The sequence below is a fragment of the Chryseobacterium phocaeense genome (assembly GCF_900169075.1).
Classification (GTDB): Bacteria; Bacteroidota; Bacteroidia; order Flavobacteriales; family Weeksellaceae; genus Chryseobacterium; species Chryseobacterium phocaeense.
The window spans coordinates 3,322,010-3,347,788 of sequence record NZ_LT827015.1; the positions used below are offsets into that span (position 1 = coordinate 3,322,010).

Sequence of the window (25,779 nt, forward strand, 5' to 3'; positions counted from 1 at the left end):
ACAAATATACGGAAATAAAAAAACCGCCCGAAGGCGGTTATTTGAATATGAATAACTATTTTTTAGTTGATATCCCAGAAAATTTTTGTGGTTAGCTTATCTCCACCAATTGCAGCACTTGCAGCAGCATAATTACTACCGTTTGTAGTAGCTTCTGCTGCAGGATACTGAAGTCTTACCGGAACTTTTCCATCTGCATTTGGTATTGCTGTTGAAGGGGCAACCAATTGAGGATAATCTAGTCTTCGGAAGAAATTCCATGAAGTTATTGCCTGATTATACATAGCAACCCAAGCCTGCTCTCCAATGGATTTTTTCCAGTTTGCAGCATTGTATGGGTGTGCAGCAATATATGCAGCCGCACCAGAAGCTCCCCAATGGGTAAAAGATGAGGTAATAGCATCAGCATATAATGTAGCAGGAGTGCCTCCAATGCCCCATCTTGCTGCAGCTTCAGCACGATAGAATAGCACTTCCGTATAGCTCAGAATCATTCCAGGTGTAGTAGCTGTATAGGCGAAGTCTCCTGCATTTGAGAACTCCTCAAATTCTCCAGGGGTTCCAATAACCTGCCCGATATAATCTCCATCTATATCTGTATAATAAGAACTGATTCTTGCATCATTATTAGTATTCATAAAATCAACCAGGGTCTTTCCAGCAATAAAGTCATTTCTGGAACCAGTTTCCTGGAACATAGGGTTTTCATTTGGAGAAGCTCCTAAATATTTGAATTGGCAATTATCACCTGATGAAGTCATTACACCACCTGTTATAGCTTGATTTACGGTAGTTTGGGCCAGACCTGGATTAACGTCAGCTAATGCAATTCCTAATTTCAAAAGCAATGAATTTCCAAAACGTTCCCATTTAACTATATCTGATCCATCGATAGTCGGAGAAGGATCATAATAAAAGATATCGCCTCTACCAAAGGCTTTTTGCGACGAATCAAGATCTGAAATATTTTTTTTCAGTTTAGTAATTAAGTCAGCATATATATCAGCAGCTTTATCATATTTCGGAAGTGGATATGCGTCTATATTTAATGCCTGAGTGTAAGGTATATCACCAAACGTATCTACCAGAACCTGATAGGTGTAGATTTTCATCATGCTAATTATAGCCAGCTGGTTTTTCTTTTTACCAGGCCATGTAGTAAGCTCTGAAGGAGCAGGTACATAAGCATTAATTATACCCTCTGCCTGATCTAAATTTTTCAGTACATTCACATAATTATCAGTCCATACATTGTTAGAAACATTTCTGTTTGTAAAGTCATAGTTACTTTCATTTACGTAAATAGTTTCCGTCCAGTATTGCATGGTTAGCCTAAAGTTATTTTCATTCACACTAGGCGTGTTCATATAATCACTAAGCTCTTTCTGTGCGTAGGTAAGCAGGGACTCCTGTGTTGTATTATAAAATGCATGGTCATCCAGATTGACATCGTCAGTCGTTGAACATCCTACAAACAAAAGTGCTAATATTGATGTTATTATATATTTTTTCATGTTCTTTAGAAGTTAATTTTTACATTAAATGAAATGTTTCTTGTAGCCGGCATAGGACCAGACTGATATCCCTGAATATTTCCTGAAGACAATCCTGCTTCCGGATCAGAGTAAGGAAGGTTTTTATGCATGATCCATAGGTTATTCCCAATTAAACTTACAGACATTCCCTGTATAAAGTTAGAATTAAAAAATTCTTTACTGAATCTGTAGGTTATGGCTACTTCTCTCAATTTGATGAAGCTTGCATCATACACATAAGCAGCTCCCGGAAGATCTGTACCTAAAACCTGGCTGGATTGTGATCTGTCAAGTCTGATTGTATTCGGAATATAAGTTCCCGGACTCATTGGATTTTCCATTACCCCCGGCAAAATCACACCTCCTCCGTTGGCTAAAGTATTTCTGATTGGATTTCCTAAATCGTTATACCCTACTGAATCAGGATATACCCCGGTTCCATAGCCGTAAAACTGGTCAAGAGAATATACTTTTCCACCTTTTCTCCAGTCAATCAGGAAACTTAATGATAAATTTTTATAATTGATGGTGTTATTCATACCAGCAGTCCAGTCAGCCTGGAAGCTGCCCTGGTTATAGGTAGGAGTATCTGTTACGAGATAAGCTCCGTTTTCTCCAACAATACGTTGTCCGTTTGAATCATATACATAATCAGATGTCCATATTGAACCATAATCTCCATTAAGAGGCGCGTTAATACTAACCCCTCCCTGTGATCTACCCACTGTAATATTCTCAATACCAGGAGCAAGTGCTGTAACTTTCGTCCATGGATTAGACCAGTTTAAACTCAGATCCCAGGAAAAATTGGTTGTTTTAATAGGCGTTACATTAAGGGATACTTCAAAACCTTTTGTAGTAAGCTCTCCGGCATTTTGTGTTTTAGCCAATGCACCATTCGCGAAAGAAACCGGTAGCGGTAATATCTGGTCAAATGCTTTATTCTGGAACCAGGCAACATCAAAGCCTACCCGGTTGTTAAACATTCTTGCTTCAATACCAAGTTCTATATTTTTAAGCCCCTGTGATTTAAGCTCAAAGTTTCTCAAAGTGGTATTGTATGCATAAATCGGGATATCTCCGTAAGAAGGCTGTGAGAAGTATCTGTTCAATAACTGATCTGCTGCAGTATCTGATCCTACTTCTGCGTATGCTGCCCTGATCTTACCGAAGTTCAGCCAGTTTGCTTTCAGTAAATTTGAGAAGACAACACTGGCAGATAATGATGGATACCAGTATACTGCATCATTCGTAGGAAGCGCCGTAGACTGGTCTCTTCTGTATGTTCCTTCCAAATAATAGGTATTTTTATACCCTAAGGAAATCTGACCAAAAACTCCGTAAACATATTTCGAAACGTCCGAAATTAAAGGTCTAACCGGTGAAGAGTTTGAGTTGGCAACTGTATAAATTCCAGGAATATATAATCCCCCTGAAGTTGATTGTTGATTAGAATATGTTTTTTGTACGTTAACATTCCCTCCTAATAATACATTCACATTAAAATCATCGGTAATATTTTTCTTGTAGGTACCAATGAAATCATAATTGGTTTCAGAAAACTTGTACTGACTTGTAGCATATCCTGAAGGTTGGTCAACGGTTCCGTTTAAACCAAAGTCATTTCCAATATATGATCCAACAGCCTTTCTATCTTCCGTAATCATGGTATATCCATCTCTACCCATTCTTACCAATAGGTTAATGTCTTTATTTACGTCATAGCTTAAGCTGAAGTTTCCTGCGAATCTGTCGCGTGAGTCATTCTGATAGTTTTCATATCTCTGAAAATATGGATTATCCCAGAAAGCCGGGGTCAAATTTGTTGGACTTTGCATGTTCCATGTATAATTCTTTCTGAAAGAATTATACAGATGCTGCAGATCTTTAATATCTACGTTGGTAGCCCACCATTGTCTGAAATTGGTCATTATATTATCATTATAACCGGTACTGTTTCTTCCGACGGTCTTTTGAGTAATATAATTGGCGTATAAATTAGCAGTTAATTTATCCGTTAGCTTATAAGATGCATTTCCACTAAAATTATTCTTGCTTAATGAACTGTTAGGCATGATATCGGAAGCATCTGTGTTGGTATAACTTAGACGATAGGTTGCCTGATCATTTCCTCCACTAAATGCTAAACTGTTTACATAAGTTGCTCCCGTATTGAAAAACTCAATAGGCCCGTTTTTAGCCATTTTCCATGGTGTTCTTTGTCCTTCGGTTGGTGAGCCGGGAATGAACGCTCCATACTGCCAAACCATTGAACCATCATAAGGAGAACCATAGGAAGCATCATTTCCAAAAGCTACTCTCGGGCTTCCCTGATACAGCGCTGCACTGAAACTTCTTCCGGTATATCCTTGTCCATATTCTGTCTGATATTCCGGGAATGTTGATTTATCTATTGTAGACATGGTAATCGAAGAGGAGAACTCCATTCCGATTCCTTCTTTATTTTTCTTACCTCTTTTGGTAGTAATGATTATTGCACCATTCTGCGCTCTGGAACCATATAAAGCTGTTGCAGCTGCTCCTTTAAGCACGTTAATGGTTTCAATATCATTTGGGTTGATATCAGATACAGAGTTTCCATAATCATAACCTCCTCCACCAGTGGCCTGATTTGAAGTGTTGATATTTTTATTCATAATAGGTACACCATCCACCACAAAAAGTGCCTGGTTATCACCCAATAAAGATTTGTATCCTCTCGTAACGACATTGATAGAACCACCAAAGTTGGTACTCTGTTTGATTTCTAACCCCGCTACTTTACCAGATAGGTTATTTAAGAAGTTAGTGGTGGGGTTCTTATTGACAGCATCCCCTTTCACTTCCTGGGTTGCATAACCCAGAGATCTCTTTTCTCTTTTGATTCCGAGAGCAGTTACTACTACCCCCTCAATTTCTTTTGTTTTTACGGTATCATTCTGCTGTTGAGCATTGGCAATGGCAACAGATGAGGACAATACCAAAACAAGCAGACTTGTTGTTAGTTTCTTCATATCAAATTTTAATTTTGTGGACTGTACAAATTTGTAAAACTTTCTTAAAAACACAAAACAAAATCTTAAAAAAATATCAAATATTCATTATATTTCAAAAAATAAATAAAAAAAATTACCAAATTAAGTTAAAAACAAAACAATTAACAAAAACAAATCATTTAATAATTATTTTTTTTCAGAAAAACACAACTTATTTTAATTGATATTTTCTATATAAAATATTAACAAAAACCACATTAACCAACTGATAATCAAAACAATTACTCACGTTTTAATGAAAAATTTTAAAATAGTCAATTTCAATAAGCAATGCTAAGCATATGATATTTTAGAGAGGTAGAGGCCATATTTTACTAAAAAAACAAAAAAAAGCCGCCCTTGGGCAGCTTTTGTACGAATCTTAAACTATAAGCCTATTAAAATTTATCCCAGAACAATTTTGTTGTTGCTTTATCACCTCCAATTTTACTGGCGGCTGCATTAACATTTGCTCCATTCAGCACGTACTCCTGGTCAGAATACGGCATTCTGTACGGTACAGAAGATAAATTAGATTTTGGAGGATTAATAAGTACAGGATTATCAAGACGTCTGGTAAAATTCCAGCTGGCAAAACCTTTATTAAACATGGCGATCCAGGCCTGCACTCCAATAGACTGCTTCCAATTGGCAGCATTATAAGGATTAGCTATCACGTAGGCTGCTGCAGCTGCCGAACTCACTCCATTCTCAGTCATTGATGCTTTAACAGCTTCCGCATAAAGCTGTTCCGCGGTTCCTCCAACAGAATAATTTCTGGCTGCCGCCTCAGCTTTAAGGAATGCTACCTCTGCGTAGCTTAACAGGTTAGATGCGCTGGTAGCGGATCTGAAATAATCTCCCAGCTGCGAAAAGTTAGTATAAGGGTCATTCAATTCTCCAAAAACACCACCTTTATAAACTCCGTTCACTTTTGTAAACCACATATCCATCCTTGGGTCTGATAAGTTCTTCATCGTATTAACGACTATTTCACTCGGTATAAAGTCATTTCTATTGGAAGCTACGAGATTGTCAAAAACAGGATTTGAAAATGTATTCCCATCATATTTAAACTTGTACGCTTCTGCTTCAGAAGAAATAACACCGCCGGCAATGGCAGATTCAACAGTAGCTTTTGATAAGACAGGATCCACATCAGCCAGGTTCATCCCAAGTCTTAATTTTACAGAGTTGGCAAATTTTGTCCATTTTGCCATATCTCCTGCATACACCAAATCCCCGGAATAACCTTTAACACTTGGTTTAATGGTTGCAATTACATCATTGATTCTCTTAATTAAATCAAGATAAATTGTTTTGGCATCGTCATACTTCGGAGTGATAATCTCATCCGGTTTGAAGGCTTCTGAATAAGGGATGTCTCCGTACGTATCCACAAGGTTTTCCCAAATAAAAATTTCTTCTATTTCCAGCGTTGCCAGCTTATTTGCTCTTACATCCTCAGTCTCCACTTCGCTTTTCAGATTGGCTTTTGCCTGTCTCAGGTTATTAAGACTGTAAACATACATTCTGTTAAAGTGGTTCCTTGGCTGGTTTCTGGTAATCAGGTTATACTGCGTCTCATCCGGATACTGGGTTTCAGCCCACTGCTGCGTAAAAAATCTGTAATTATTGAAATTTACATTAGGGTTATCCATATAATAGGATGACTGATACAACGCAGTACTTAATAAGTTCTCAGAAGGCAGTACCGATGGGTGCTTAGGATCTTCATTAAGTGAAGTTAGATCACTTTGACATGAGATTAAGCTTAAACCAACACATGCAGATACCAAGCCTATTTTTATAATATTTTTCATTTTTAATTTAATTTAGAATTTAAATGTTACGTTAACACCGAAATCTCTCGTAGTCGGCATAGAACCAATAGACCAACCATAAGAGTTGAGTCCTCCACCTACCATAGCTTCAGGATCGGCATACGGTAAATTTTTATGAATGATCCATAAATTTCTACCTACAAGGGAAATTTTAGCATCGTAGATTTTAGTTCCTTCCAGTAAAGATTTAGGAAGCATATATCCGATACTCGCTTCACGCAGCTTAATGAAAGATCCGTCATAAACAAATTCTCTTGCAGGTTGAGTTTTATATCCGTAAGAATATCCATTATCAAACTGTGACAAAGAGATATTGTTTGGAGAACCATCCGGCAAAACTCCCGGGATGATTACATTTTTATCTCTGTAATCTCCTTCCGCAGTTTCTTTATATAAACCTGAAGATAAACCATAGTACATATCGGTTGAGAATATATCCCCTCCTTTACGCATATCAATCAGGAAGCTTAATGAGAAACCTTTATAATTAATACTGTTTCTTATTCCTCCAATCCAGTCCGGTGTTGTATTACCAATGATCTGGTTTCCGTTCTGAAGATATTTACCGGTCTTAGGATCGATCACTTTTTGACCATTCAGGTAAGTATAGTCTGCTCCAACCAAAGTTCCCCAAGCTTCTCCCACTCTTGCATTTAATGAAACTCCACCCTGGAAGCTATTCAGCAATAGATTGGTAATTCCCGGATAAAGGCTGATCACTTCATTTTTGTTTTTTGACCAGTTCACATCGATATTCCATGAGAAATCTTTTGATTTTATCGGCACCAGACCTAACTGTACTTCAACTCCGGTATTATCAATTCTACCGGCATTAATCACTTTGGCGGTGTACCCAAGCCCTGAAGAAACCGGAAGGTTAATAATCTGGTCAATCGTTTTAGTTTTATAATAAGCAACATCAATCGTAAGTCTGTCTTTTAAGAAATGAGCTTCTGTACCTATTTCAAATTCTTTAGATCTTTGAGGTTTCAGATTAGGATTAGACTGTGTCAGAATCGGGTTATATATTCCTACACCAGATAAGATTCCTGCTGATCTGTAATTATTAGCCAACTGGTAAGGATCTGCAGTACCTCCTACCTCGGCGTAGTTTGCTCTTAATTTCCAGAAATTCATCCAGTTTTTAGTATCCAGTATTTCAGACATAATTACAGCTCCCGTGATGGAAGGATAATTATAAACATTGTTTCCTGCAGGTAAAGTAGAACTCTGATCTATTCTCCATGTTCCATCAAGATAGAATTTTTTAAAGAAATCGAATGAAGCAGTCACGTATCCTGAGTTGGTTTGCGTAATAGATTCAATCTCATCCGGCGCTAAAGGTGTCTTTTTGGAATTAGACAACGCATAAATTCCCGCAACAATCAATCCTCCTTCAGTGGAAGCGTAGATAGAATTTACATAGTTCCTGCGGATATTTCCACCCACTACTCCGGAAACATTGATATCGTCTGTAATATTGAACTTATAATTAGCCATCAGGTCATAATTCGTTTCAGTTCTTAACACATCACGTCTTGCATAGCCTGAACCAATAGAGTTATTTGATTGCCCGAAAGCCTGTGGAAGAGATCCGACAGCCAATCTGTTTTCAGCGATAAGGTTTGACCTGTCATAAGAAACTTTTCCGGTAACTGAAATATTATCCAATAAATCATAAGTCAACTGTCCGTAGGTGAAATTTCTGAATCTTCTATCAGAAGTATAATTCTGATAAGCCTGGAAATAAGGGTTATTCCAATAGGCCGGTGCTCCGTTTGCCGCTGTTTTTCTATTCCATGTCACGTTACCATAATTATTGGCAGCACTGGCAATAGCAGGATCAACATTAGCAAAATAGGCTCTTTCCAGATCTTTAACATCTACGTTGGTTTGCCACCACTGTCTGAAACCTGTTGCCGTATTGTTGGAATACCCGGTGATACTTCTCCCTGTAGTTTCCTGCAGAGTCATTGTAGAATAGAAAGAAGAATGCAACTTAGGAGTCAGATCATAATTAACCTTTAAAGAGAAATTATTTTTGGTAAGCTCAGAATTAGGCATTAAACCATCAGACATCATATTTTCATAGGTGAAACTGATGTTTTTTCCTTTCTGCCCTTTTTCTAAAGTTATACTATTGGTAAATGTAGTAGGATTATTGAAAAATTCAATAGGCCCATTTTTAGCAGCTACCCAAGGAGTCGCTTTTTTATAGTTAGGTGAAGTAGGGTCAAAAGAGTCCCATTGATACACCAACAGATTGGGATCAAATTTTGGTCCCCAGGAAGCATCAGCATTAAAGTTGGCATTATTTAAACCATCAGCGGCCTGCGTTCCGAATTTTTGTGAATAGCCGGCTCCATAGCGTGTCTGGTATTCCGGAAATGTAGATTTGTCAATAAAGCCCACCTGCATAGAAGATGACAATGTTACTCCCCAGGATCCATCATCTTTTCCTTTTCCGTTTTTAGTGGTTATTACAATAACTCCATTCAGACCTCTTTCTCCATATAGAGCTGAGGCCGCTGCACCTTTCAGAACGTTGATAGACTCAATATCTTCCTGGTTTATATCAGACAAAGCATTCCCATAATCTACATTTTTCTCCTGTGTAGAGATATTATTCACGGGCGAACCATCAATTACAATTAGAGGATTTCCTCCTCCAAGTGTTTTAATCCCTCTTATCAGTAAGTTTGCCGAACCTCCAAAATTGTTGGTGGTAGTAACGTTAAGACCGGCCACTTTTCCTGATAATTGTGATGCAATGTTACCGGTATTTGTGGTACCGTCGGAAAGAGCACTTGCCTTGATTTCCTGTGATGCATATCCAAGAGATTTCTTTTCCCTCTTAATTCCGAGTGCGGTTACTACTACCCCCTCAATTTCTTTTGTTTTTAAAGTATCTTTCTTCTCCTGTGCGTGAACTACGGCAATGGATGAAGATAATACCAAAACAAGCAGACCTGCTGTTAATTTCTTCATATCTAATTTTTATTTATGTAACCCTACAAATTTGTAAAACTTTGGTAAAAACACAAAAAAAATCTTAAAAATATGTTAAAAATCAACCAAATAATGTAATTTGGATTAAAATAAACGTTAAATCAAAATAATGTGAAAAAATTAAACCATATTATTCGTTTTTTAACATATTATTTTATTCAATTCAGGAAAATCATGCTGATTTCATAAAACCCTCACAAAACAGCTATAAGGAACTGATTACCAATTAAATGATAGATCCAAATTAGAAATAAGGATTCCAAATGAAAAAAATAATATGCTATGCATATTATTTTTATTCTTCTTAAAAACGCGAGTTGAAAGGTATTGACATAAAAAAACCGCCCGAAGGCGGTAATAAATATATTAAAATCTGTAGGATTAATTTTGGTTCCAGAAAGGAGTAAGCTGATTTTTAACAAAAATATCAGCAGCTGACATATTTGGAACATTAGCTGCATTAGCTGCATATTCTGAGAACGGATAAATCAAACGGTATGGTTTATTAGCCTGCTGAGCTGTAACTGCCAACGGCGTCCATGGATATCCTGTTCTGTTATACTCAATGAACATTTCTGTAGGATTCACATTGGTTAAAGCAATCCACTTCTGCGTCATAATCGCTTCAATCTTTTGTTGAGTAGAACCTGTCCACCCTAACCCAGGTCTTGCATTAGCTGACGCAATATAGGTAGTTGTTGCAGCTGCATTTGCACCTAACCAAACAGCATTAGATCTGATTGCTTCTTCAAATTTAGCTTGTGGGCTAAATGCAAAGATAGAAGGCCATCTAAGAGCAGCTTCAGCCTGAAGAAAATTACTTTCTGCACTTGACATCAATACTCCCCCACGTGTATTATTAACATCAATAACATCATTCCAGGTAGCTACAGCAGCAGATCCGGCAAAGTTCCCAATACCAAGTTTTGAAGTGTTGGTATTGCTGATAGGAGCTCCAGGCTGGCCAGGAACCGCACCCTGTCTTATCCCTTTCAATCCTGTAAATGCATTTCCGTTAGAATCAACAGACGTTACGTTAGTAAATAATCTGCTTCTTCTAGGATCTTTCAATCCTGTAAATTTAGAATAATTACTATCATTTAATATTACATTCCCTTCTAAAGTGTTTGCTATATGCTCGGAAGCTACAATAAGCCCATAGTTCTGAACCTGAGTTCCACTAGAAAATCTAGCCCACGTTAACATATACGGATTCATTTGATCATCATTAGCAGCAGTATACCCAGGATTAACCACTACCTCTTCATTGATAAAATCTGCACCGGAAAGAGTCTGTAGTTTAGCATCTCTGTATGTTGCCAGATCACCAGTAACTTTAGACATTCTAACCAACATTCTCAGTTTAATGGTATTGGATAATTTTTCCCATTTTTCCATATCGCCATGGAAAACAATATCTGCAGCTCCCGGATCTTCAGCATTAGCATTTCCTGCCGCTATAATAGCGTTTGCTTCTTCTAAGCTTGTAATCAATTTTTTATAAATTTCTGAATCCTGATCATATTTCGGAGTCATATTGTCTCTTCCTTTGAACGCTTCAGAATAAGGAGCATCGCCATAAAGGTCAACAATATACTGCATATAATAGGCTTTCATAACTTTTGCGATTGCAATATAATTATCCTGCTTATGATCAGCATTAGGATAGATTTCTATTTGAGCAAAGTTGGCGATCCTAGGATACAACCCCCAGATACCTGTATAAAAAGTATTGTCTATGGATCCTAAATTAAATTCTCTGGAAAACGCACCTCCAAAGCTATAGGTATTTCCGGCCCAGCTGTTCATCATTAAATTTCCAAACTGTACCATTGTATTTGCTTGCGTTCTGTAAGCTGTACTCACTGCTCCCGGAAGGATAAGGTCCGGCGTGATCGCTTCTGCCTGTATCGCATTAGGGTTATCATTGACATCCAGATAATCGTTTGAGCAGGAAGTCGCCGCTACACTTAATGCCACAATTGACAAAGCTGTTATAAATTTATTCTTTTTCATGTTATTCAATAATTAGAAAGTTACGTTTAAGTTGAAACCAAAGTTTCTGATGGTAGGATACTGTCCTGTAGATGCTAGACCGGCACCATTTCCGCTGGTTGTAGCTGTTTCCGGATCAGCATAGTTCCTGTTGCTCTTTGCATAAATCGCAATAGGATTTCTTGCATACACTCCTATGGTTAATGAGTTTACAAACGTGCTTCTTAATACAGATTTTGGAATATCATAGCTCAATGCAATTTCTCTTATTTTAAACGCAGTACCATCAATTACATGTTCCTCACCCACTCTTCGGAAGTTACCATTGGTAAAGTATTCATTTGTTCCAAAGTAAGAAGCATCATCTCCTACCGGTGTTGTATTAGGTACATATTGTCCGTTCACCAGTTGTACTGAGTTTGGTACTACATACCCCTGGCTTCTGTCAAAGGTTGCAGTCTGCTCAAGGTGTCCTGCATAAGCCAGCAATTCTTTGGAAAGTGGTACAAAGCTGTTTCCAGTTCTGTAATCCGCAACAGCGCTTAATGTAATTCCTTTAAACTTAAATGAAGTACTGAAACCTAAGATGTAATCAGGATTCACTTTTCCTAAAACTTCCAAAGTAGAAGTAGCTAAAGGATTCCCGTTACTATCAACAATGATATTTCCGTTAGGATCTCTTTGATATTTAGTCCCTTTAATCATTGGGAAATCTTCTCCTACTATTGCGTAAATTCCTACCGTTGGTCTTGAAATTACGTTCAACGGAGTTTCGTTGGAACCATCAGCCAAGGAAAGAATCTCTGTTCTGTATGTAGAGTAAGATCCTCTTATTTTCCACTCAAAATTTTGTGTCTTGATCGGAGTAAAACCTAGGTCCAATTCAAATCCTTCGTTACGGCTGTCTCCAATATTATTAAGAATACTAGTGATTCCGGAAGCAGAAGAAGTAGTAACCGATGTGATCAGGTTACTGGTATCATTTCTATATACTGACCCATCAAAAGTAATACGGTCATTAAAGAAACCTAACTGTAAACCAGCTTCTTTAGAGTTATAGAATTCAGGCTCAATGTCCGGAGCGTAGAATGTAGCTGTAGGTAGTGATGATGATAAATTACCGAAAGGATATCCTGTTGGGAAAGCCCCCACACGGTCAAGACCATACACAGGAATAGTCTGTACGTTACCTACTCTACTGAATGATAAACTCACTTTAGCATAGTTCAATACTTTTCCTTTGATATTTTCAAATGCTTTTGTAGGAATAAATGATCCCCCTACTGAATAGTAAGCAAAACCTTTATTTGAAAAAGGCAATGCATTTCCATCAATATCTCTAGCATTTAAGCTGATCAGTGAACTTTTCTCATATCTGAATGTAGAGTTTAAGAATAAATAATCCTTATAACCAAGATCCAGGTTGGCAAACCATGCGTAAGATCTTACCTGTGTTTTGCCGTTATCAAGTTTATAGAACGGATCCGGATTCAGAACGTTGGTAATATGATACCATCCCGGTATTTTTAGGTTGGTTCCTCCTACCTGCGTTGTAGAGCTGGTATTATCTTGAATATTATGCCCCAAGTTAAGCTTCATATTGATATCATCCGTAAGATCATAATCAAAATTAGCCATTAAATCTCCATAATATCTGAATGTGGAACCTACGGATTTATAATAATTAGAAACTATCGGCTCTCTGGCAAAAACTCCATCACTTGGAGAATGTCCGTCCAGATAAGTTCCTGTTCCTGAATACACTCTGTCATAAGCAAAGGCATTCAGGTGGCTTTCTGCAATAGAAGATCCTGATGCTACTGTTCCAGCGTATGTAAAGGAGATATTTTTATTTAAATTATATTCTAGATTAATTAGCCCTGTAAATATTCTACTCTTATTGTTATATCTCTCATTATCGATGGTCCAATAAGGGTTTGTGATATAAATTGAATGACTCGCATCCGGAAGAGAGTATCTGAACTTTCTGATATCAACGTTCGTTGGGGTCTGAAGCAACTGATCATACAAACCAGCAGAAGTTTCCGAAGTACTCAGATCAAGGTAATTAACGTTACCATCGATTCTGAATTTTCCTAGTTTCTTACCTGCTTTTAAGATAAAGTTATTTCTTTTAAGCTGATCATTTTCTACAACGAAATCATTCTGAGTTCTGTTGGCTGATAAAAACACATATGAATCAGATCCTCCGGCAGAAACTGAAATCCCGTTTTGAATTAGAATTCCTGTTTTAAAGAAATTAGCTACGTGATCTTTTTTAGGAGAAAAAGTATCTTTAAGAAACTGGTTGTTAGCCTGTGGAAGACCTACAAACAATTCCTGCCCTCCCAATACGGAGTTATAAGCCGGCCCCCATGCCGAGTTCTCGTAAGGAGTCCAGGTTGTTCCGCCATACTCTGTAATATCAAAAGCATCTCCAGGCCACCCTTGTCCATACAGTTCCTGGAAATAAGGAAGTTTATATACTGAAGAAAAATCAATTGAGTTGGTTAATGAAAACTGCAGCTTTTCAGATCTGGATCCTCTTTTGGTTGTAACAATTAAAACACCATTACTACCCTTTTCACCGTAAAGAGCTGCTCCCTGCATCCCTTTGATAACGTTGACGTTCTCTATAATCTCAGGAGGTAAATTCTGGTAGATCCCCATGGTAGAGATCACCCCATCAATAACCACCAAAGCCTGGTTGTTACCCGAAATAGATCTTGGACCTCTCAAAACAACTCTTGCCGTAGAATTTACAGAAGTATTTGTTGTGTTGATCTGAAGTCCTGAAACTTTTCCGGTAAGAGCCAGAACAGGGTTTGGATTGTTCGCCTGAGTGATTTCGGCAGCATTCACTACCTGGTTAGAAGATGTAACCGCATCCTGCCTTTTTTTAAGACCGAGTGCACCTGTAACAACAATCTCACGGATGTCATTAACCTGTAAAGTATCACCTTGCGTATTTTGGGCACTTACCATCCCAAAAGAGGCAGTAAGAACGACCGCTAAAACACTAGTAGTTAATTTCTTCATATTTAAATTGATTATTTTTTTTATCGATTGCAAATATGTGAAACTTTCTTAAAATCACCAAACTTTTCGTTAAAAATATTTAATTTAACGAATAAGTTCACACAAACAACATAAATACATAAAAATACTTCAATAAAAAATACATATATCAATAAATACCAAAAATACCCCATTTTAAACACAATACAATTATTGCTTCATATGGAAACAATATGTTTATAAAAACAATTATATCCATCAAAAGAACATATTTTCAAGAAAATGAACTTTTGCTAATTTTACCGTATTTTTATAGCATAATTTAAAGAATTCTATGGATTTACTGCACAAATGGACAGACCTGTATATCGAAGCGGGATGTGATGAAGTGGGAAGAGGCTGCCTCAGCGGGCCTGTAGTTGCTGCAGCTGTTATCCTGGATGACAGTTTTGAACAAAATCTGGTTAATGATTCCAAGAAGCTGACATTTAAAACAAGGATGGACCTGGACAGTTATATCAAAGACAACGTAAAAAATTACGCCATTGCAGAACTGTCCCCCTCATTCATTGACGAGCATAATATCCTTAATGCAAGTATCCATGCCATGCACCGTGCTCTCGATCAATTAACCATAATACCTGAACTGATTCTGGTAGACGGAAATAAATTTCATCCTTATAATTATATCCCTCACCAATGCATCATCAAAGGTGATTCAAAAGTGCTGTCTATTGCAGCAGCTTCTATTCTGGCAAAAAATTACAGGGATAGATTAATGATAGAACTTCACGAAGAGCATCCTGAGTATTGCTGGAACACCAACTTTGGATACGCCACAAAAGCCCACCAGCAGGCTTTAATAAAATATGGTCCTACAAAACACCACCGGCAGTCTTTCAGATTAAAATATGATTAACTCCTGCGACTTAACGGAATCAGGGTTGACAAAATAAAAAAGAGAAGCAAAATTTGCTTCTCTTTTTATATATTATTTCTGAATTATTTCTTTTTTCTCTGCTGCTCCTGAACCTTTTGCTGCTCCTGAGCCTTCTCCATCATTTCTCTCATTCTCTTCTGGAACTTACCTTCAGCTTTCGGCTTTTCTTTATTCGCCTGGATCTGTGCATGGATTTTCTTTTCATCCAGGATTAAGTATTTAATAACAAGGATAATCAGAATGTTGATCGCATTGGATACAAAATAATACCATGAAAGACCGGATGCTGATGTATTCAGGAAGAACAGGAATGTAATCGGGAAGATATACATTAACACCTTCATATTAGGCATTCCCTCCTGTTGAGGCTGCTGCATATTCCCTGAGGTCATTACGGTATAAATCAAGATAACAATCGTACAAGCCAATGCAAAAACACTTAAGTGATCTCCCAGGAATGGAATTTTGAACGGAAGTTTAATCAAATCATCATAAGCCGTTAAATCTTTTGCAAACCAGAATCCTTTCCCTCTCAGGTCAATAAAGTTCGGGAAGAAACGGAACAAGGCATAGAAGATAGGAATCTGAACCAATGCCGGCAGACATCCTGCCATCTGGTTTACTCCCGCCTTACGGTAGATTTCCATCGTAGCCTGCTGTTTCTTCATTGGATCTGCATCCTTCAGCTTTGCATTTACTTCATCTATCTCAGGACGGATCACTTTCATCATCGCACTCAGTTTATGCTGCTTATACATAATCGGCGATAAAATCAGTTTTACAATGATCGTCATTAGAAAAATTACCCAACCTGCAGTAAGTCCCCATTCTGCGATGATATTATACATCGGCATGAAGAACCAACGGTTCATCCATCCAATGAATGACCATCCTAATGGTAAAATTTCGTCAAAGTTTTTATCATAAGATTTTAACAGAGGTAAGTCAAGCGGCATAAAATACCAGGTAAAATCCTGATTCAGCTCGCTTCCGGTCATCTGTACGAATCCTTCAAAATTAAGTTTCTTCAGATATTCCCCTTCTTCTATGGTTTCCTGGTTTCCTTTGCTCTGTGTGAAACCGTTTTTAGCTTCAATCACGGAAGAGAAGAACTGCTGCTTTACCCCAATCCAGTTCAGGGTCTCTTTTTCCTCACTCATATCCGTTCTTCCATCATAATCATAATCTTTATAATTATTGAAAGCATAGGAGAATTCAGAGTGAGACTGTTCCTGAGCTCTACCTTTTTCAAGGTTTCTTACACTGTAATCCCAGATAAAGTCTGCTTTGTTATCTGCAGTAACCGCAGACAAGCCTTTTGTTCTTACTTTAAAATCAAGGGTATATTTTGGAAGCAATGTATAGACAAACTGAATGACAGCACTGTTATAGTTGGCCGTCATCGTTACCGTATTACCATTAACAGCCGGTGCAAAAACCAGGTCTTTGGTATTGATTACTTTTCCGGTTTTGTCTTTAAACTGGAAACCGTAGTTGGAGTTTTTCTTATCGATCAGATAAAGCGGAAGGTCTGCATTATCTGTTTTATGATTATATGCTTTGTATTCCGAAAGCTGTACTTTGGAAACCTGTCCTCCTAAACTGGAGAATTCCACATTCAGTTCTTTGTTGGTCAAACTGGCTGTCTGAATAGCTCCCGGAGTGACATTTGGATTGATATTGCTTGCCTGAGTCTGTTTTACAGCATTTTTTACCTGCTCTGTTTTCTGTTGCTGAGCTTTTTCCTGCTCTTCCTTCGCCTGCTTGTTCTGGAAATAGAACATGAATCCGAAAAGAACCAAACATAAAACGGCAAAACTGATCATCTGACTTTTATCGATTCCTTTGTTTTGTTGCATTTTATTTTTATATTAAAATTTTACCTGTTAAAAATATATGGACCAGTGTCCGTAATTTGAGCTGACAAAAATACTGTTTTTTTATCAAAACTCTATGCATTACCATGTTACTATATAATAAACTCAAGCTGAGAATAATCAGCCTGAGTTTATGATAAGACGTTTATGGTTGTAAATTACCTTATTTCGTTTCGCAAGCCTTGATAAATGCTCTGAAAAGAGGATGCGGCGTTGCTACCGTACTTTTGTATTCCGGGTGATACTGCACCCCAACATAGAACGGGTGTCCAGGAAGCTCAAGCGCCTCTACAAGACCTGTTTCAGGGTTGGTACCCGTGGCCAGGAAACCGTTCTTTTCAAACTCCTGAAGATAATCACTGTTAAATTCATAACGGTGACGGTGTCTTTCCGTAATATTTTTAGTTCCGTAGATCTCGTTTAATCTGGACCCGTTTTTAAGGGAACACTTCCATGCTCCAAGACGCATGGTTCCACCTTTGTCCACAATATTCTTCTGCTCTTCCATCAATGAAATTACAGGATCAGGGGTTGCGGTATCAAATTCCATTGAATTCGCTTTGGTATGTCCCAAAATATTTCTCGCAAATTCAACCGTCATGATCTGCATACCCAGACAGATTCCCAGCATTGGAATTTTATTCTCCCTTGCATATTGCGCCGTAAGTACTTTTCCTTCAATCCCTCTGTCTCCGAATCCGGGTGCTACCAGAATACCGTTTACCCCTTTCAGGGTATCTTTGATATTATCCGCAGTGATATCTCCACTGTACACCCATCTTACTTTCACCTCTGTTTCAAGGTCTGCACCGGCATGTTTGAACGACTCAGCAATAGAAATATAGGAATCCTGAAGAGATACATATTTTCCTACCAACGCAATTTCTACCGTTCTTTTAGGGTTCTGGAACTTTTTAAGGAAACTTTTCCATTCTTTGATATCCGCTTCTTTATCGCTTTTAAGGTCTAAACCTTTCAGCACCACATCATCGAAATTCTGCTTCTGAAGATAGATTGGAACTTCATAGATAGTTTCAAGATCTTTACATTCTATCACATTATCTAATGGAACATTACAGAACTGAGCCAGTTTTGCTCTCTGATCTTTTGGGATCTTATGTTCCGTTCTGCACACTAAAACATCTGCCATAATTCCGCTTTCCATCAACTGACGAACCGAATGCTGCGAAGGTTTTGTTTTCAACTCACCGCTGGAAGCCAGATAAGGCAATAGCGTAAGGTGAATCACCATAGAGTTCTTCTCACCCAGTTCCCACTTCAGCTGGCGTACTGTTTCAATGTATGGAAGTGATTCAATATCCCCTACAGTTCCTCCGATCTCAGTAATGATGATATCGTAGTTCTGCTTGGAAAGCATTTTGATTCTGCGCTTGATCTCATTGGTGATATGAGGAATAACCTGAACTGTTTTTCCTAAGAAATCTCCTTTTCTTTCTTTTTCAATAACAGTCTGATAGATTTTCCCTGTAGTAACGTTGTTGTTTTGGGAAGTAGGAGCATCAAGATAACGCTCGTAGTGACCTAAATCCAGATCCGTTTCTGCACCATCTTCGGTTACATAGCATTCTCCGTGTTCATATGGATTCAGTGTTCCCGGGTCGATGTTGATATAAGGATCCAGTTTTTGGATCGTTACGTTAAAACCACGTGATTTTAACAAAAGTCCCAGAGAAGCAGACACGATTCCTTTTCCCAAAGATGAAGTTACACCTCCTGTCACAAAGATGTACTTTGTATTCTTTTTACTCATTAGATTAGGTTTGTGCAAAGTTAGGGGAAAAAGAAATACAAAGCAATTATTTAGATTTTGAAAATAGAAAAACCCTTCTCCGCCAATGTGCAATTCTGATTAAAAAAATTATCTATATTTGATATAAACAATGATAAAAAGCGATAACCATCATGATCTCGGTATATAAATTAAAACCCAGGTTTCAGCAGCTGCTCACCCCGGTTTTATTATTTCTGCACAGGAACCACATTACGGCCAATCAGATTACGGTAGGTTCAATTGCTCTTTCTGTGATCATTGGAATACTATTCTGGAATGCTGATCTTTCAAAGTGGTTTTTCCTGAGTCTTCCGGTAGGGCTTCTGCTTAGGATGGCTTTAAATGCCTTAGATGGGATGATGGCCAGGAAATTCAACCAGACCAGCAGACTTGGAGAAGTTCTCAATGAAGTGGGTGATATTGTTTCTGATGTGATCATCTTTTTTCCGCTCCTTAAATTCCAGCCGGAAAGCCTGTACCTGATCGTTATTTTTATGATTCTGAGTGTCATCAATGAATTTGCAGGCCTGATGGGAAAAATTGTAGGAAAAGAACGCCGTTATGACGGACCTATGGGAAAAAGCGACCGGGCTCTCGTTCTTGGAATTTATGGCCTTGCTGTATTTTTCGGGGCAGATATTTCAGGAATATCACAATATATTTTCAGTGCAATCATCCTGCTGCTTACCATCAGCACTTATATCCGGTTAAAAAAATCCCTGCATGAGTCCTGAAGAAAATAAATTTGCAGATGTTCCGCTGCGGGTAAAAACGTGGATTTATATCATTATTGTTTTTGCTGCAGGAATTTCACATCCGTTTGCTATGAAAATTTTTGTTTCATGGATCAGTTTTCAGGGCTTCTCAGAGTTTTTAAAATTGTTTAAAATAAGTTCGAATACAATAATTCCTTCCCTGTTTATTGGAATTGCACAGTTTTTCCTGCTGCATTTTTTCAATATTGAAGATTACTTTTTATACAGCTGTGCGATATCAGCCTTTATATTACTATATTTTATTCTGTTAAAAACGCAGTTAAAACAGATTTATGGAATTATTATAGCTTTGCTGGTCTGCCTTTTTGCATTCCCCCATTTATTATTCATCCGGGAAACTGTCTCAGGCTTGAATGCCATTGTTTTCATTGTTGTTGTGACCGAACTGAACGATGTTTTCCAATACCTTTCCGGTAAGTTTTTCGGAAAGCATAAAATTACCCCTCAGATCAGTCCCAATAAGACTTTGGAAGGACTGATCGGTGGTGTGTTTCTCACCATACTATTAAGCAATATTCTGGGTTTCTTTTTATTGAAGACTGATATTCTTGTCAATACAGTTTTAGGAACCCTGCTTGGACTGTCAGGGTTCTGCGGCGATGTTTTCATGTCTTACCTGAAAAGAAAAGCCCACATAAAAGATACCGGAACTCTTCTTCCCGGACATGGTGGCCTTCTTGACCGAATGGACAGCCTGATCTTTAATGCCCCACTATTCTTCTGGATATTTCCTCTCCTTTTAAAAATGTAAGATCATGAACGAAAAATTTAAAAGAGCTGTTCTTTTTTCAGGAGGCGGAACCCGGCTGATGATCTATCTCGGGATGTTTGCAGCTTTGGAGGAAATGGACAGGAAGCCCGATGCACTGATCGCCTCTTGTGGCGGAGCATTTGCAGCAGCAGTCATCAATGCTTTCCCAGATACTGTTTCCAGAAAAGAATACCTGAAATCGGAGGAATATTTCAGGTTTGTAATGAATACTACTTTAACAAGACATAAAAAATTATCCAACATAGGTGTTTTCACTTTGAAAAAATTGTTGGACAAAAGAAATGCGCCCTTCGCCGAAGACGTTTTCAGCAGATATCTTGTTGAAATGCCCCAGGATTTAACTGAAGTTTTTCCTTCGTTAAAAAATGTACAATTTTCTGAAAGAATCCCTACTCTGATCATCGGTTCCGAAATCCTTTTTGATCCGAAAGAAGCAGGCCAGGAAAGGAACGACAGAAAACTGTACCGGAAGATTATTTTTACAGATTCAAAAACGGCGGAGAAAATTACTCCCGAAGAAATTACACTTCAATCTGAAAACCTGAAAAACTCAGCAGTAGAAAAAAATATTGAGATTAGAACAGATGTTTCCCTGCTTGAAAGCACCCGGATTTCCGTTTCGGATATGTTTTATGTGGAACCTGTTTTTCTTGAGGGGAAATATTTTGCAGGAGGAGCTATTGATCTTATTCCTGTTGAACTGGCTCAGCATATTGCTGATGAAATCATCATCGAAAAAAAACAGTCGTACGGCTCAGCTGAAGAAGCATTGGTCCGTGCAGTACTGGGTTTCAGCGGCAACAAGAGACTTTCAGAGATTGAGAAACTTCCGGCTTCTATTCATATTGACACTTCAAATATCAAAGAAGATCTGAAAGGCCATTACCTTAAAAAGGAAATCAACTGGAAAAAGCTGGAAATAGATTTTTCTTTTCCCAAGAGCCACAGGCAGTTTACAGAGGATATGGAAATACAGTGGCAGTATGGGTTTGATCAGACAATGAAGGCGATCCGGAGGTAATTTTTGAAGAATAACAGGTTTTTGGCTAAAGCCGATTGGTATTGTTTTTATTTTCAGTAAATGGGCTAAAGCCCGTTCCTACCGATGTATAGAAAGCATTTTTGTTTTTTTTGACCGCACATTTCTCAGATTCACACAGATGATACCGGATATTTTTTATTTGGAAATTCAAAAATCTTTGATTTTTTTAACTCAAGTGTTCTTTTATCTGTTATTTTTTTCATCTTAAAGAAACTAAAGTGTTTAAGAACTTTTGCCACTTTTGTGGTTAATAAACTTACCCTATTGTTCAAGTTTCAGTTTTAAAATCTATTTTTACATCAATTTCAAATCACAGTTATCCTATGAATGTTTTTATCGCAGGCGGAACTTCCGGTATCGGTTATGCTTTGGTCCGGCATTATCTTGAAAAGGGATATGTTGTGGGGATCTGCGGCAGAAATCCCGGAAAAGTTGTTGAGAAGGGATTTGAAAATCTACAGATATTCCAGGCGAATGTCTGTGACCTCCATTCCATTACTTCTGTCCTGCAATCGTTCCTTAATAATGATAAAAACCTGGATCTCTTTATTAACTGTGCAGGGAGCTATGCAGAAGATGTAGCGGGTACTATTTCCTACGAAGAGACTGAAGAAATGCTTCAGACTAATATTTTAGGGACGGCTAATTGTTTTGAAGCTGCGCGGAAAGCCATGAAAGAACAGAAAAAAGGAAGTATTGCAGTCATAGCCTCTGTTTCCGGAATTATGAACTATGAGAATTCCAGTCTGTATACCAAAACCAAACGATCTGTAATTCAGATGGCGGATGCTTACAGACGGGCTTTGAAACCATTTGGAATCTCAGTAACGGCAATTGCTCCCGGATATGTAGATACAGAGAAACTAAGGCAGCTTAATCATAACGACTTAAGTAAAAAACCATTCTTAACTGATGTTCAGACTGCCGTTACTATTATTTCAGCTGCTATTGAAAATCACGAAAAGCTCGTTATTTTTCCGGCAAAAATGAAATGGATGATGAAATTGTTATCCATACTTCCTTCTTTTTTATTAAATATAATCATGTACAGAAAAGCCCGATGGATGAAAGACGACCGACCTTAAAACAACAGATCTATGCATTGATCCTGTGTGCGGTTGTATTCATCGTTGTTTACAATTTTGCGGCGTGGTATGCTTCAACATTGGAAAAGGTTCCTTCTTTTGTCTTCAATTTTGAGAAATATATTCCGTTCCTGCCCTGGACGATTATCGCGTACATGACCAGCGGCATTTTTTTCTGTCTGGTATTTTTTTTCTGCACAGACAAAGAACAGCTTAAAGTTTTAACCAAAAGAATGCTTTTTGTTACCATAGCGGCAGGCTTGTGTTTTATTGCATTTCCGTTGAAGTTTTCTTTACAAAAACCAGCTGTAGAAGACCTTTTTCTGAATTATCCCTATCAGTTTCTGAAAATATTTGACTCTCCTTTTAACCAGTCTCCCTCGCTGCATATTGCTTATGCTTTTATTTTCTGGACGGTTTTCAGCAGGATAAAAAGTTACCGGACTTTTTTAATGCTCTGGCTCCTTTTTCTTGGAATTTCCACACTCACCACCTATCAGCATCATGGTATCGATATTCTTTCAGGAACTATCCTGGCCCATGCCGGTTTTATTATTTTCCCTTACCGTAAAAATGATTTTCATTACAGAAACTTTTATATCGCTAATTTCTACTTTCTCTTTGGCTGGATATTGGTATCAGTGGCATTGCTAATGAGTTATTTTTATAATTATTTCTGGCTGGTCTTACTTTGGCCGGCACTGATGTTCATCCTGATCGGGTACCATTATCAGAAAAATAATGTGTATTTCTTAAAAGACAGCAAGGGAAATATTCCGCCGGGTAAAAAAATATTTTATGCACCGTACCTCCTCATCTATCAAATATTCTGGAAATTTCTAAGAAAGAATAAAAAACCGCTGGAAATTGCTCCGCGCATATACATTTCTTCCAGACCGGACCGTAAAGATTTACATTATTTCGAAATCAACAGTCATACTTTGGTGTATGACCTTTCTGCAGAAATGGAGGAACTTCCGGATTTAAGGAAAAAATCATTCTATCACTTTTTTCCTTTCCTTGATATCGGAACTTTTGATATCGGTGAAACCCAGGAACTGATCACAGAAATTACAGAAAATTATAAAAACCTTCCGACTGATGGAAAAATTTTCATCCATTGCACGATGGGCTTTACAAGAAGTACCATCATTGGGATTCTGGTAATGAAAAATATTTTATCTTTACCTGTAGATGAAGCCGTTACAACCATGAAAGGCATTCATAAAAACGCAGTTATCCATCCTTATCTGAAGGAGTTTTTGAAAAAAATTAAACTATGAACAGCGGACATTTTAAGAGTTTCGACGGCAGCAGTATTTTCTACCGTGAGTGGAATTACCAGCCTCAGCAAAAAAGCATCATCATTATCCACCGTGGCCATGAGCATTCGGAAAGGCTGAATGATATTGCCCGATCAGCTCAATTTTCAACATACAATATTTTTGCTTTTGACCTTCGTGGTCATGGACATACGGAGACCAAAACATCATCCGTCTTTATGGATTATGTGCGGGATCTCGATTCTTTTTCCAAATTTCTGGGATCAGAATATGAAGTGAAGATTTCAGATATTTTCGTTCTTGCGAACAGCATCGGCGGTGTGGTAGCTTCAGCATGGGCCCACGATTTCGCTCCGGATATGGCGGGAATGGCTCTTCTGGCGCCTGCTTTCAGAATTAACCTGATTGTTCCGCTGGCCAATGAAATGATCACGCTTGGAACTAAATTAAAGAAAGGACTGATCATCAAAAGTTATGTAAAATCCAAAATGCTGACTCATGACCCGGAACAGCAGAAAGCTTATGATACCGATCCACTTATCACAAGATCGATAGATGCAGAACTCCTTATTGACCTGGCCAAAGCCGGAAAGCGTCTGGGAGAAGATGCTGAAGCCATTGATACGCCTACCTTGATCCTGGCCGCGGAAAAGGACCATGTGGTGTTCAATAAAGACCAGAAAATGTTCTATGACAAACTGGATACTGACTTGAAAAGATATGAAGTTCTTCCCGGTTTTTTCCACGGAATTCTTTTTGATACCGGAAAAGAAAAAGTATATGATAAAGTAGCTGCTTTTGCGGAAAAATGTTTCAACAGAACCCATAAAACAGCCAATCTGCATCCTGACCGCTTTTCTGTGAAAGAATATGAAGACCTTCAGAATAATGTGGGTAATAATCTGAACTTTAAATTTCAGAAATTCTCGCTTAAAAATATCGGAAAAATAAGCAGCGGAATGGCCATCGGCCTGAAATACGGCTTTGACTCCGGCGCTTCATTACATTATGTGTACCAGAACCAGCCGAAAGGAAAATTAGGCTTTGGGAAAATGATGGATAAAAACTATCTCAATGCTATTGGCTGGAGGGGAATCCGTATCCGGAAGGAACATCTGATCCGGCTTCTGGAAGAGAATATCCAAAACCTCAAACAGGAAGGCAGAGCCATTAAAATCCTTGATATTGCTGGCGGAACGGGAAATTACTTATTCGATATCAAAGAAAAATATCCTGAAGCTGAGATCGTGATCAATGAGTTTGTAAAAGCCAATATTGAAATCGGGGAACAGGTGATTAAGGATAAAAATTATCAGAATATCCGTTTTACCAATTTCGATTGTTTTGATCCTGAAACCTATAAAAAACTGGATTTTGAACCGAATATTACCATTATTTCCGGAATTCTGGAACTGTTCGGGGACAACGAAATGGCAGCCAGAGCTGTAAAAGGAGTAGCTTCTGTATCAGAAAAAAATTCTTTTATTGTTTATACGGGGCAGCCGTGGCATCCGCAGCTGAAAATGATCGCTTATGTTTTGAATAACCATCAGAATAAAGACTGGATCATGAGGAGACGCTCGCAGAAGGAACTGGACAAGGTCATGAAATACAGCGGTGTTCAAAAGGAAAATATGCTGATTGATGACTTTGGGATTTTCACAGTTTCTTCGGGGAAGATTAATGCTTAGATAATCTCACGCAGATTTAGCGGATTATGCAGATTTAATTATAGCACAAATATCTGCTTCATCTGCTCAATCTGTGTGAGTAAAA

General features: G+C 38.0%; 15 protein-coding genes. 7 read left to right on the plus strand and 8 right to left on the minus strand.

Features of this window, described 5'->3' with window-relative positions:
* Nucleotides 1–62: 62 nt before the first annotated feature.
* From B7E04_RS21765 to B7E04_RS21790, 6 genes are all read right to left on the minus strand, one after another.
* Nucleotides 63–1,514, minus strand: a complete 1,452-nt coding sequence (locus tag B7E04_RS21765) for a SusD/RagB family nutrient-binding outer membrane lipoprotein (RefSeq protein ID WP_080780593.1) — start codon at nucleotides 1,512–1,514, stop codon at nucleotides 63–65.
* 5 nt (nucleotides 1,515–1,519) lie between these two features.
* Entirely contained in the window at nucleotides 1,520–4,549 is a 3,030-nt protein-coding gene (locus B7E04_RS21770; protein ID WP_080780775.1) for a SusC/RagA family TonB-linked outer membrane protein, read from the minus strand.
* A 419-nt stretch (nucleotides 4,550–4,968) separates the two neighbouring features.
* Nucleotides 4,969–6,393, minus strand: a complete 1,425-nt coding sequence (locus tag B7E04_RS21775; protein WP_080780594.1) for a SusD/RagB family nutrient-binding outer membrane lipoprotein — start codon at nucleotides 6,391–6,393, stop codon at nucleotides 4,969–4,971.
* 12 nt (nucleotides 6,394–6,405) lie between these two features.
* On the minus strand, nucleotides 6,406–9,402 hold the full coding sequence (locus tag B7E04_RS21780; protein ID WP_080780595.1) for a SusC/RagA family TonB-linked outer membrane protein: 2,997 nt from the start codon (nucleotides 9,400–9,402) through the stop codon (nucleotides 6,406–6,408).
* Between the two features lie 402 nt (nucleotides 9,403–9,804).
* Nucleotides 9,805–11,439: a SusD/RagB family nutrient-binding outer membrane lipoprotein gene (locus B7E04_RS21785; RefSeq protein WP_080780596.1), complete on the minus strand. Its 1,635-nt coding sequence runs from the start codon at nucleotides 11,437–11,439 to the stop codon at nucleotides 9,805–9,807.
* 12 nt (nucleotides 11,440–11,451) lie between these two features.
* Entirely contained in the window at nucleotides 11,452–14,457 is a 3,006-nt protein-coding gene (locus B7E04_RS21790; RefSeq protein WP_080780597.1) for a SusC/RagA family TonB-linked outer membrane protein, read from the minus strand.
* 313 nt (nucleotides 14,458–14,770) lie between these two features.
* Here B7E04_RS21790 and B7E04_RS21795 point away from each other — a divergent pair, with 313 nt between their 5' ends.
* Nucleotides 14,771–15,355 carry a ribonuclease HII gene (locus B7E04_RS21795; protein WP_062649939.1) on the plus strand — a complete coding sequence of 195 codons (585 nt, stop codon included), beginning with the start codon at nucleotides 14,771–14,773 and terminating at the stop codon, nucleotides 15,353–15,355.
* An 83-nt stretch (nucleotides 15,356–15,438) separates the two neighbouring features.
* On the opposite strand, the gene yidC is transcribed toward B7E04_RS21795, so the two are convergent.
* Both yidC and B7E04_RS21805 read right to left on the minus strand, forming a co-directional pair.
* Nucleotides 15,439–17,235, minus strand: a complete 1,797-nt coding sequence (gene yidC, locus B7E04_RS21800) for a membrane protein insertase YidC (RefSeq protein WP_080780598.1) — start codon at nucleotides 17,233–17,235, stop codon at nucleotides 15,439–15,441.
* 181 nt (nucleotides 17,236–17,416) lie between these two features.
* Nucleotides 17,417–19,024, minus strand: coding sequence for a CTP synthase (locus B7E04_RS21805; protein WP_080780599.1), 1,608 nt, complete (start codon nucleotides 19,022–19,024; stop codon nucleotides 17,417–17,419).
* 152 nt (nucleotides 19,025–19,176) lie between these two features.
* On the opposite strand from B7E04_RS21805, the gene B7E04_RS21810 reads away from it, so the two are divergent.
* From B7E04_RS21810 to B7E04_RS21835, 6 genes are all read left to right on the plus strand, one after another.
* Nucleotides 19,177–19,779 (plus strand): CDP-alcohol phosphatidyltransferase family protein, encoded by a 603-nt coding sequence (locus B7E04_RS21810; protein WP_080780600.1) that lies wholly within the window; start codon nucleotides 19,177–19,179, stop codon nucleotides 19,777–19,779.
* Nucleotides 19,769–20,572, plus strand: coding sequence for a phosphatidate cytidylyltransferase (locus tag B7E04_RS21815; protein ID WP_080780601.1), 804 nt, complete (start codon nucleotides 19,769–19,771; stop codon nucleotides 20,570–20,572). Before B7E04_RS21810 ends, B7E04_RS21815 begins: the two co-directional genes overlap by 11 nt.
* A gap of 4 nt (nucleotides 20,573–20,576) precedes the next feature.
* A complete protein-coding gene (locus B7E04_RS21820) occupies nucleotides 20,577–21,614 on the plus strand; it encodes a patatin-like phospholipase family protein (RefSeq protein WP_080780602.1) in 1,038 nt (345 codons plus the stop codon).
* A 344-nt stretch (nucleotides 21,615–21,958) separates the two neighbouring features.
* The gene (locus tag B7E04_RS21825) at nucleotides 21,959–22,720 is read left to right on the plus strand and encodes an SDR family NAD(P)-dependent oxidoreductase (protein ID WP_080780603.1); all 762 of its coding nucleotides are present in this window, start codon (nucleotides 21,959–21,961) and stop codon (nucleotides 22,718–22,720) included.
* On the plus strand, nucleotides 22,627–24,003 hold the full coding sequence (locus B7E04_RS21830) for a phosphatase PAP2 family protein (protein WP_139785471.1): 1,377 nt from the start codon (nucleotides 22,627–22,629) through the stop codon (nucleotides 24,001–24,003). Before B7E04_RS21825 ends, B7E04_RS21830 begins: the two co-directional genes overlap by 94 nt.
* Nucleotides 24,000–25,694 carry a bifunctional alpha/beta hydrolase/class I SAM-dependent methyltransferase gene (locus B7E04_RS21835; RefSeq protein WP_080780605.1) on the plus strand — a complete coding sequence of 565 codons (1,695 nt, stop codon included), beginning with the start codon at nucleotides 24,000–24,002 and terminating at the stop codon, nucleotides 25,692–25,694. The genes B7E04_RS21830 and B7E04_RS21835 overlap by 4 nt, the downstream gene beginning before the upstream one ends.
* The last annotated feature ends 85 nt before the right edge of the window (nucleotides 25,695–25,779 follow it).

What these genes read in the sequence shown, in the direction of transcription:
- B7E04_RS21765 (WP_080780593.1), bottom strand. Translation starts at nt 1,514, where the DNA reads ATGAAAAAATATATAATAACATCAATATTAGCACTTTTGTTTGTAGGA.
- B7E04_RS21770 (WP_080780775.1), bottom strand. Translation starts at nt 4,549, where the DNA reads ATGAAGAAACTAACAACAAGTCTGCTTGTTTTGGTATTGTCCTCATCT.
- B7E04_RS21775 (WP_080780594.1), bottom strand. Translation starts at nt 6,393, where the DNA reads ATGAAAAATATTATAAAAATAGGCTTGGTATCTGCATGTGTTGGTTTA.
- B7E04_RS21780 (WP_080780595.1), bottom strand. Translation starts at nt 9,402, where the DNA reads ATGAAGAAATTAACAGCAGGTCTGCTTGTTTTGGTATTATCTTCATCC.
- B7E04_RS21785 (WP_080780596.1), bottom strand. Translation starts at nt 11,439, where the DNA reads ATGAAAAAGAATAAATTTATAACAGCTTTGTCAATTGTGGCATTAAGT.
- B7E04_RS21790 (WP_080780597.1), bottom strand. Translation starts at nt 14,457, where the DNA reads ATGAAGAAATTAACTACTAGTGTTTTAGCGGTCGTTCTTACTGCCTCT.
- B7E04_RS21795 (WP_062649939.1), top strand. Translation starts at nt 14,771, where the DNA reads ATGGATTTACTGCACAAATGGACAGACCTGTATATCGAAGCGGGATGT.
- yidC (WP_080780598.1), bottom strand. Translation starts at nt 17,235, where the DNA reads ATGCAACAAAACAAAGGAATCGATAAAAGTCAGATGATCAGTTTTGCC.
- B7E04_RS21805 (WP_080780599.1), bottom strand. Translation starts at nt 19,024, where the DNA reads ATGAGTAAAAAGAATACAAAGTACATCTTTGTGACAGGAGGTGTAACT.
- B7E04_RS21810 (WP_080780600.1), top strand. Translation starts at nt 19,177, where the DNA reads ATGATCTCGGTATATAAATTAAAACCCAGGTTTCAGCAGCTGCTCACC.
- B7E04_RS21815 (WP_080780601.1), top strand. Translation starts at nt 19,769, where the DNA reads ATGAGTCCTGAAGAAAATAAATTTGCAGATGTTCCGCTGCGGGTAAAA.
- B7E04_RS21820 (WP_080780602.1), top strand. Translation starts at nt 20,577, where the DNA reads ATGAACGAAAAATTTAAAAGAGCTGTTCTTTTTTCAGGAGGCGGAACC.
- B7E04_RS21825 (WP_080780603.1), top strand. Translation starts at nt 21,959, where the DNA reads ATGAATGTTTTTATCGCAGGCGGAACTTCCGGTATCGGTTATGCTTTG.
- B7E04_RS21830 (WP_139785471.1), top strand. Translation starts at nt 22,627, where the DNA reads ATGGATGATGAAATTGTTATCCATACTTCCTTCTTTTTTATTAAATAT.
- B7E04_RS21835 (WP_080780605.1), top strand. Translation starts at nt 24,000, where the DNA reads ATGAACAGCGGACATTTTAAGAGTTTCGACGGCAGCAGTATTTTCTAC.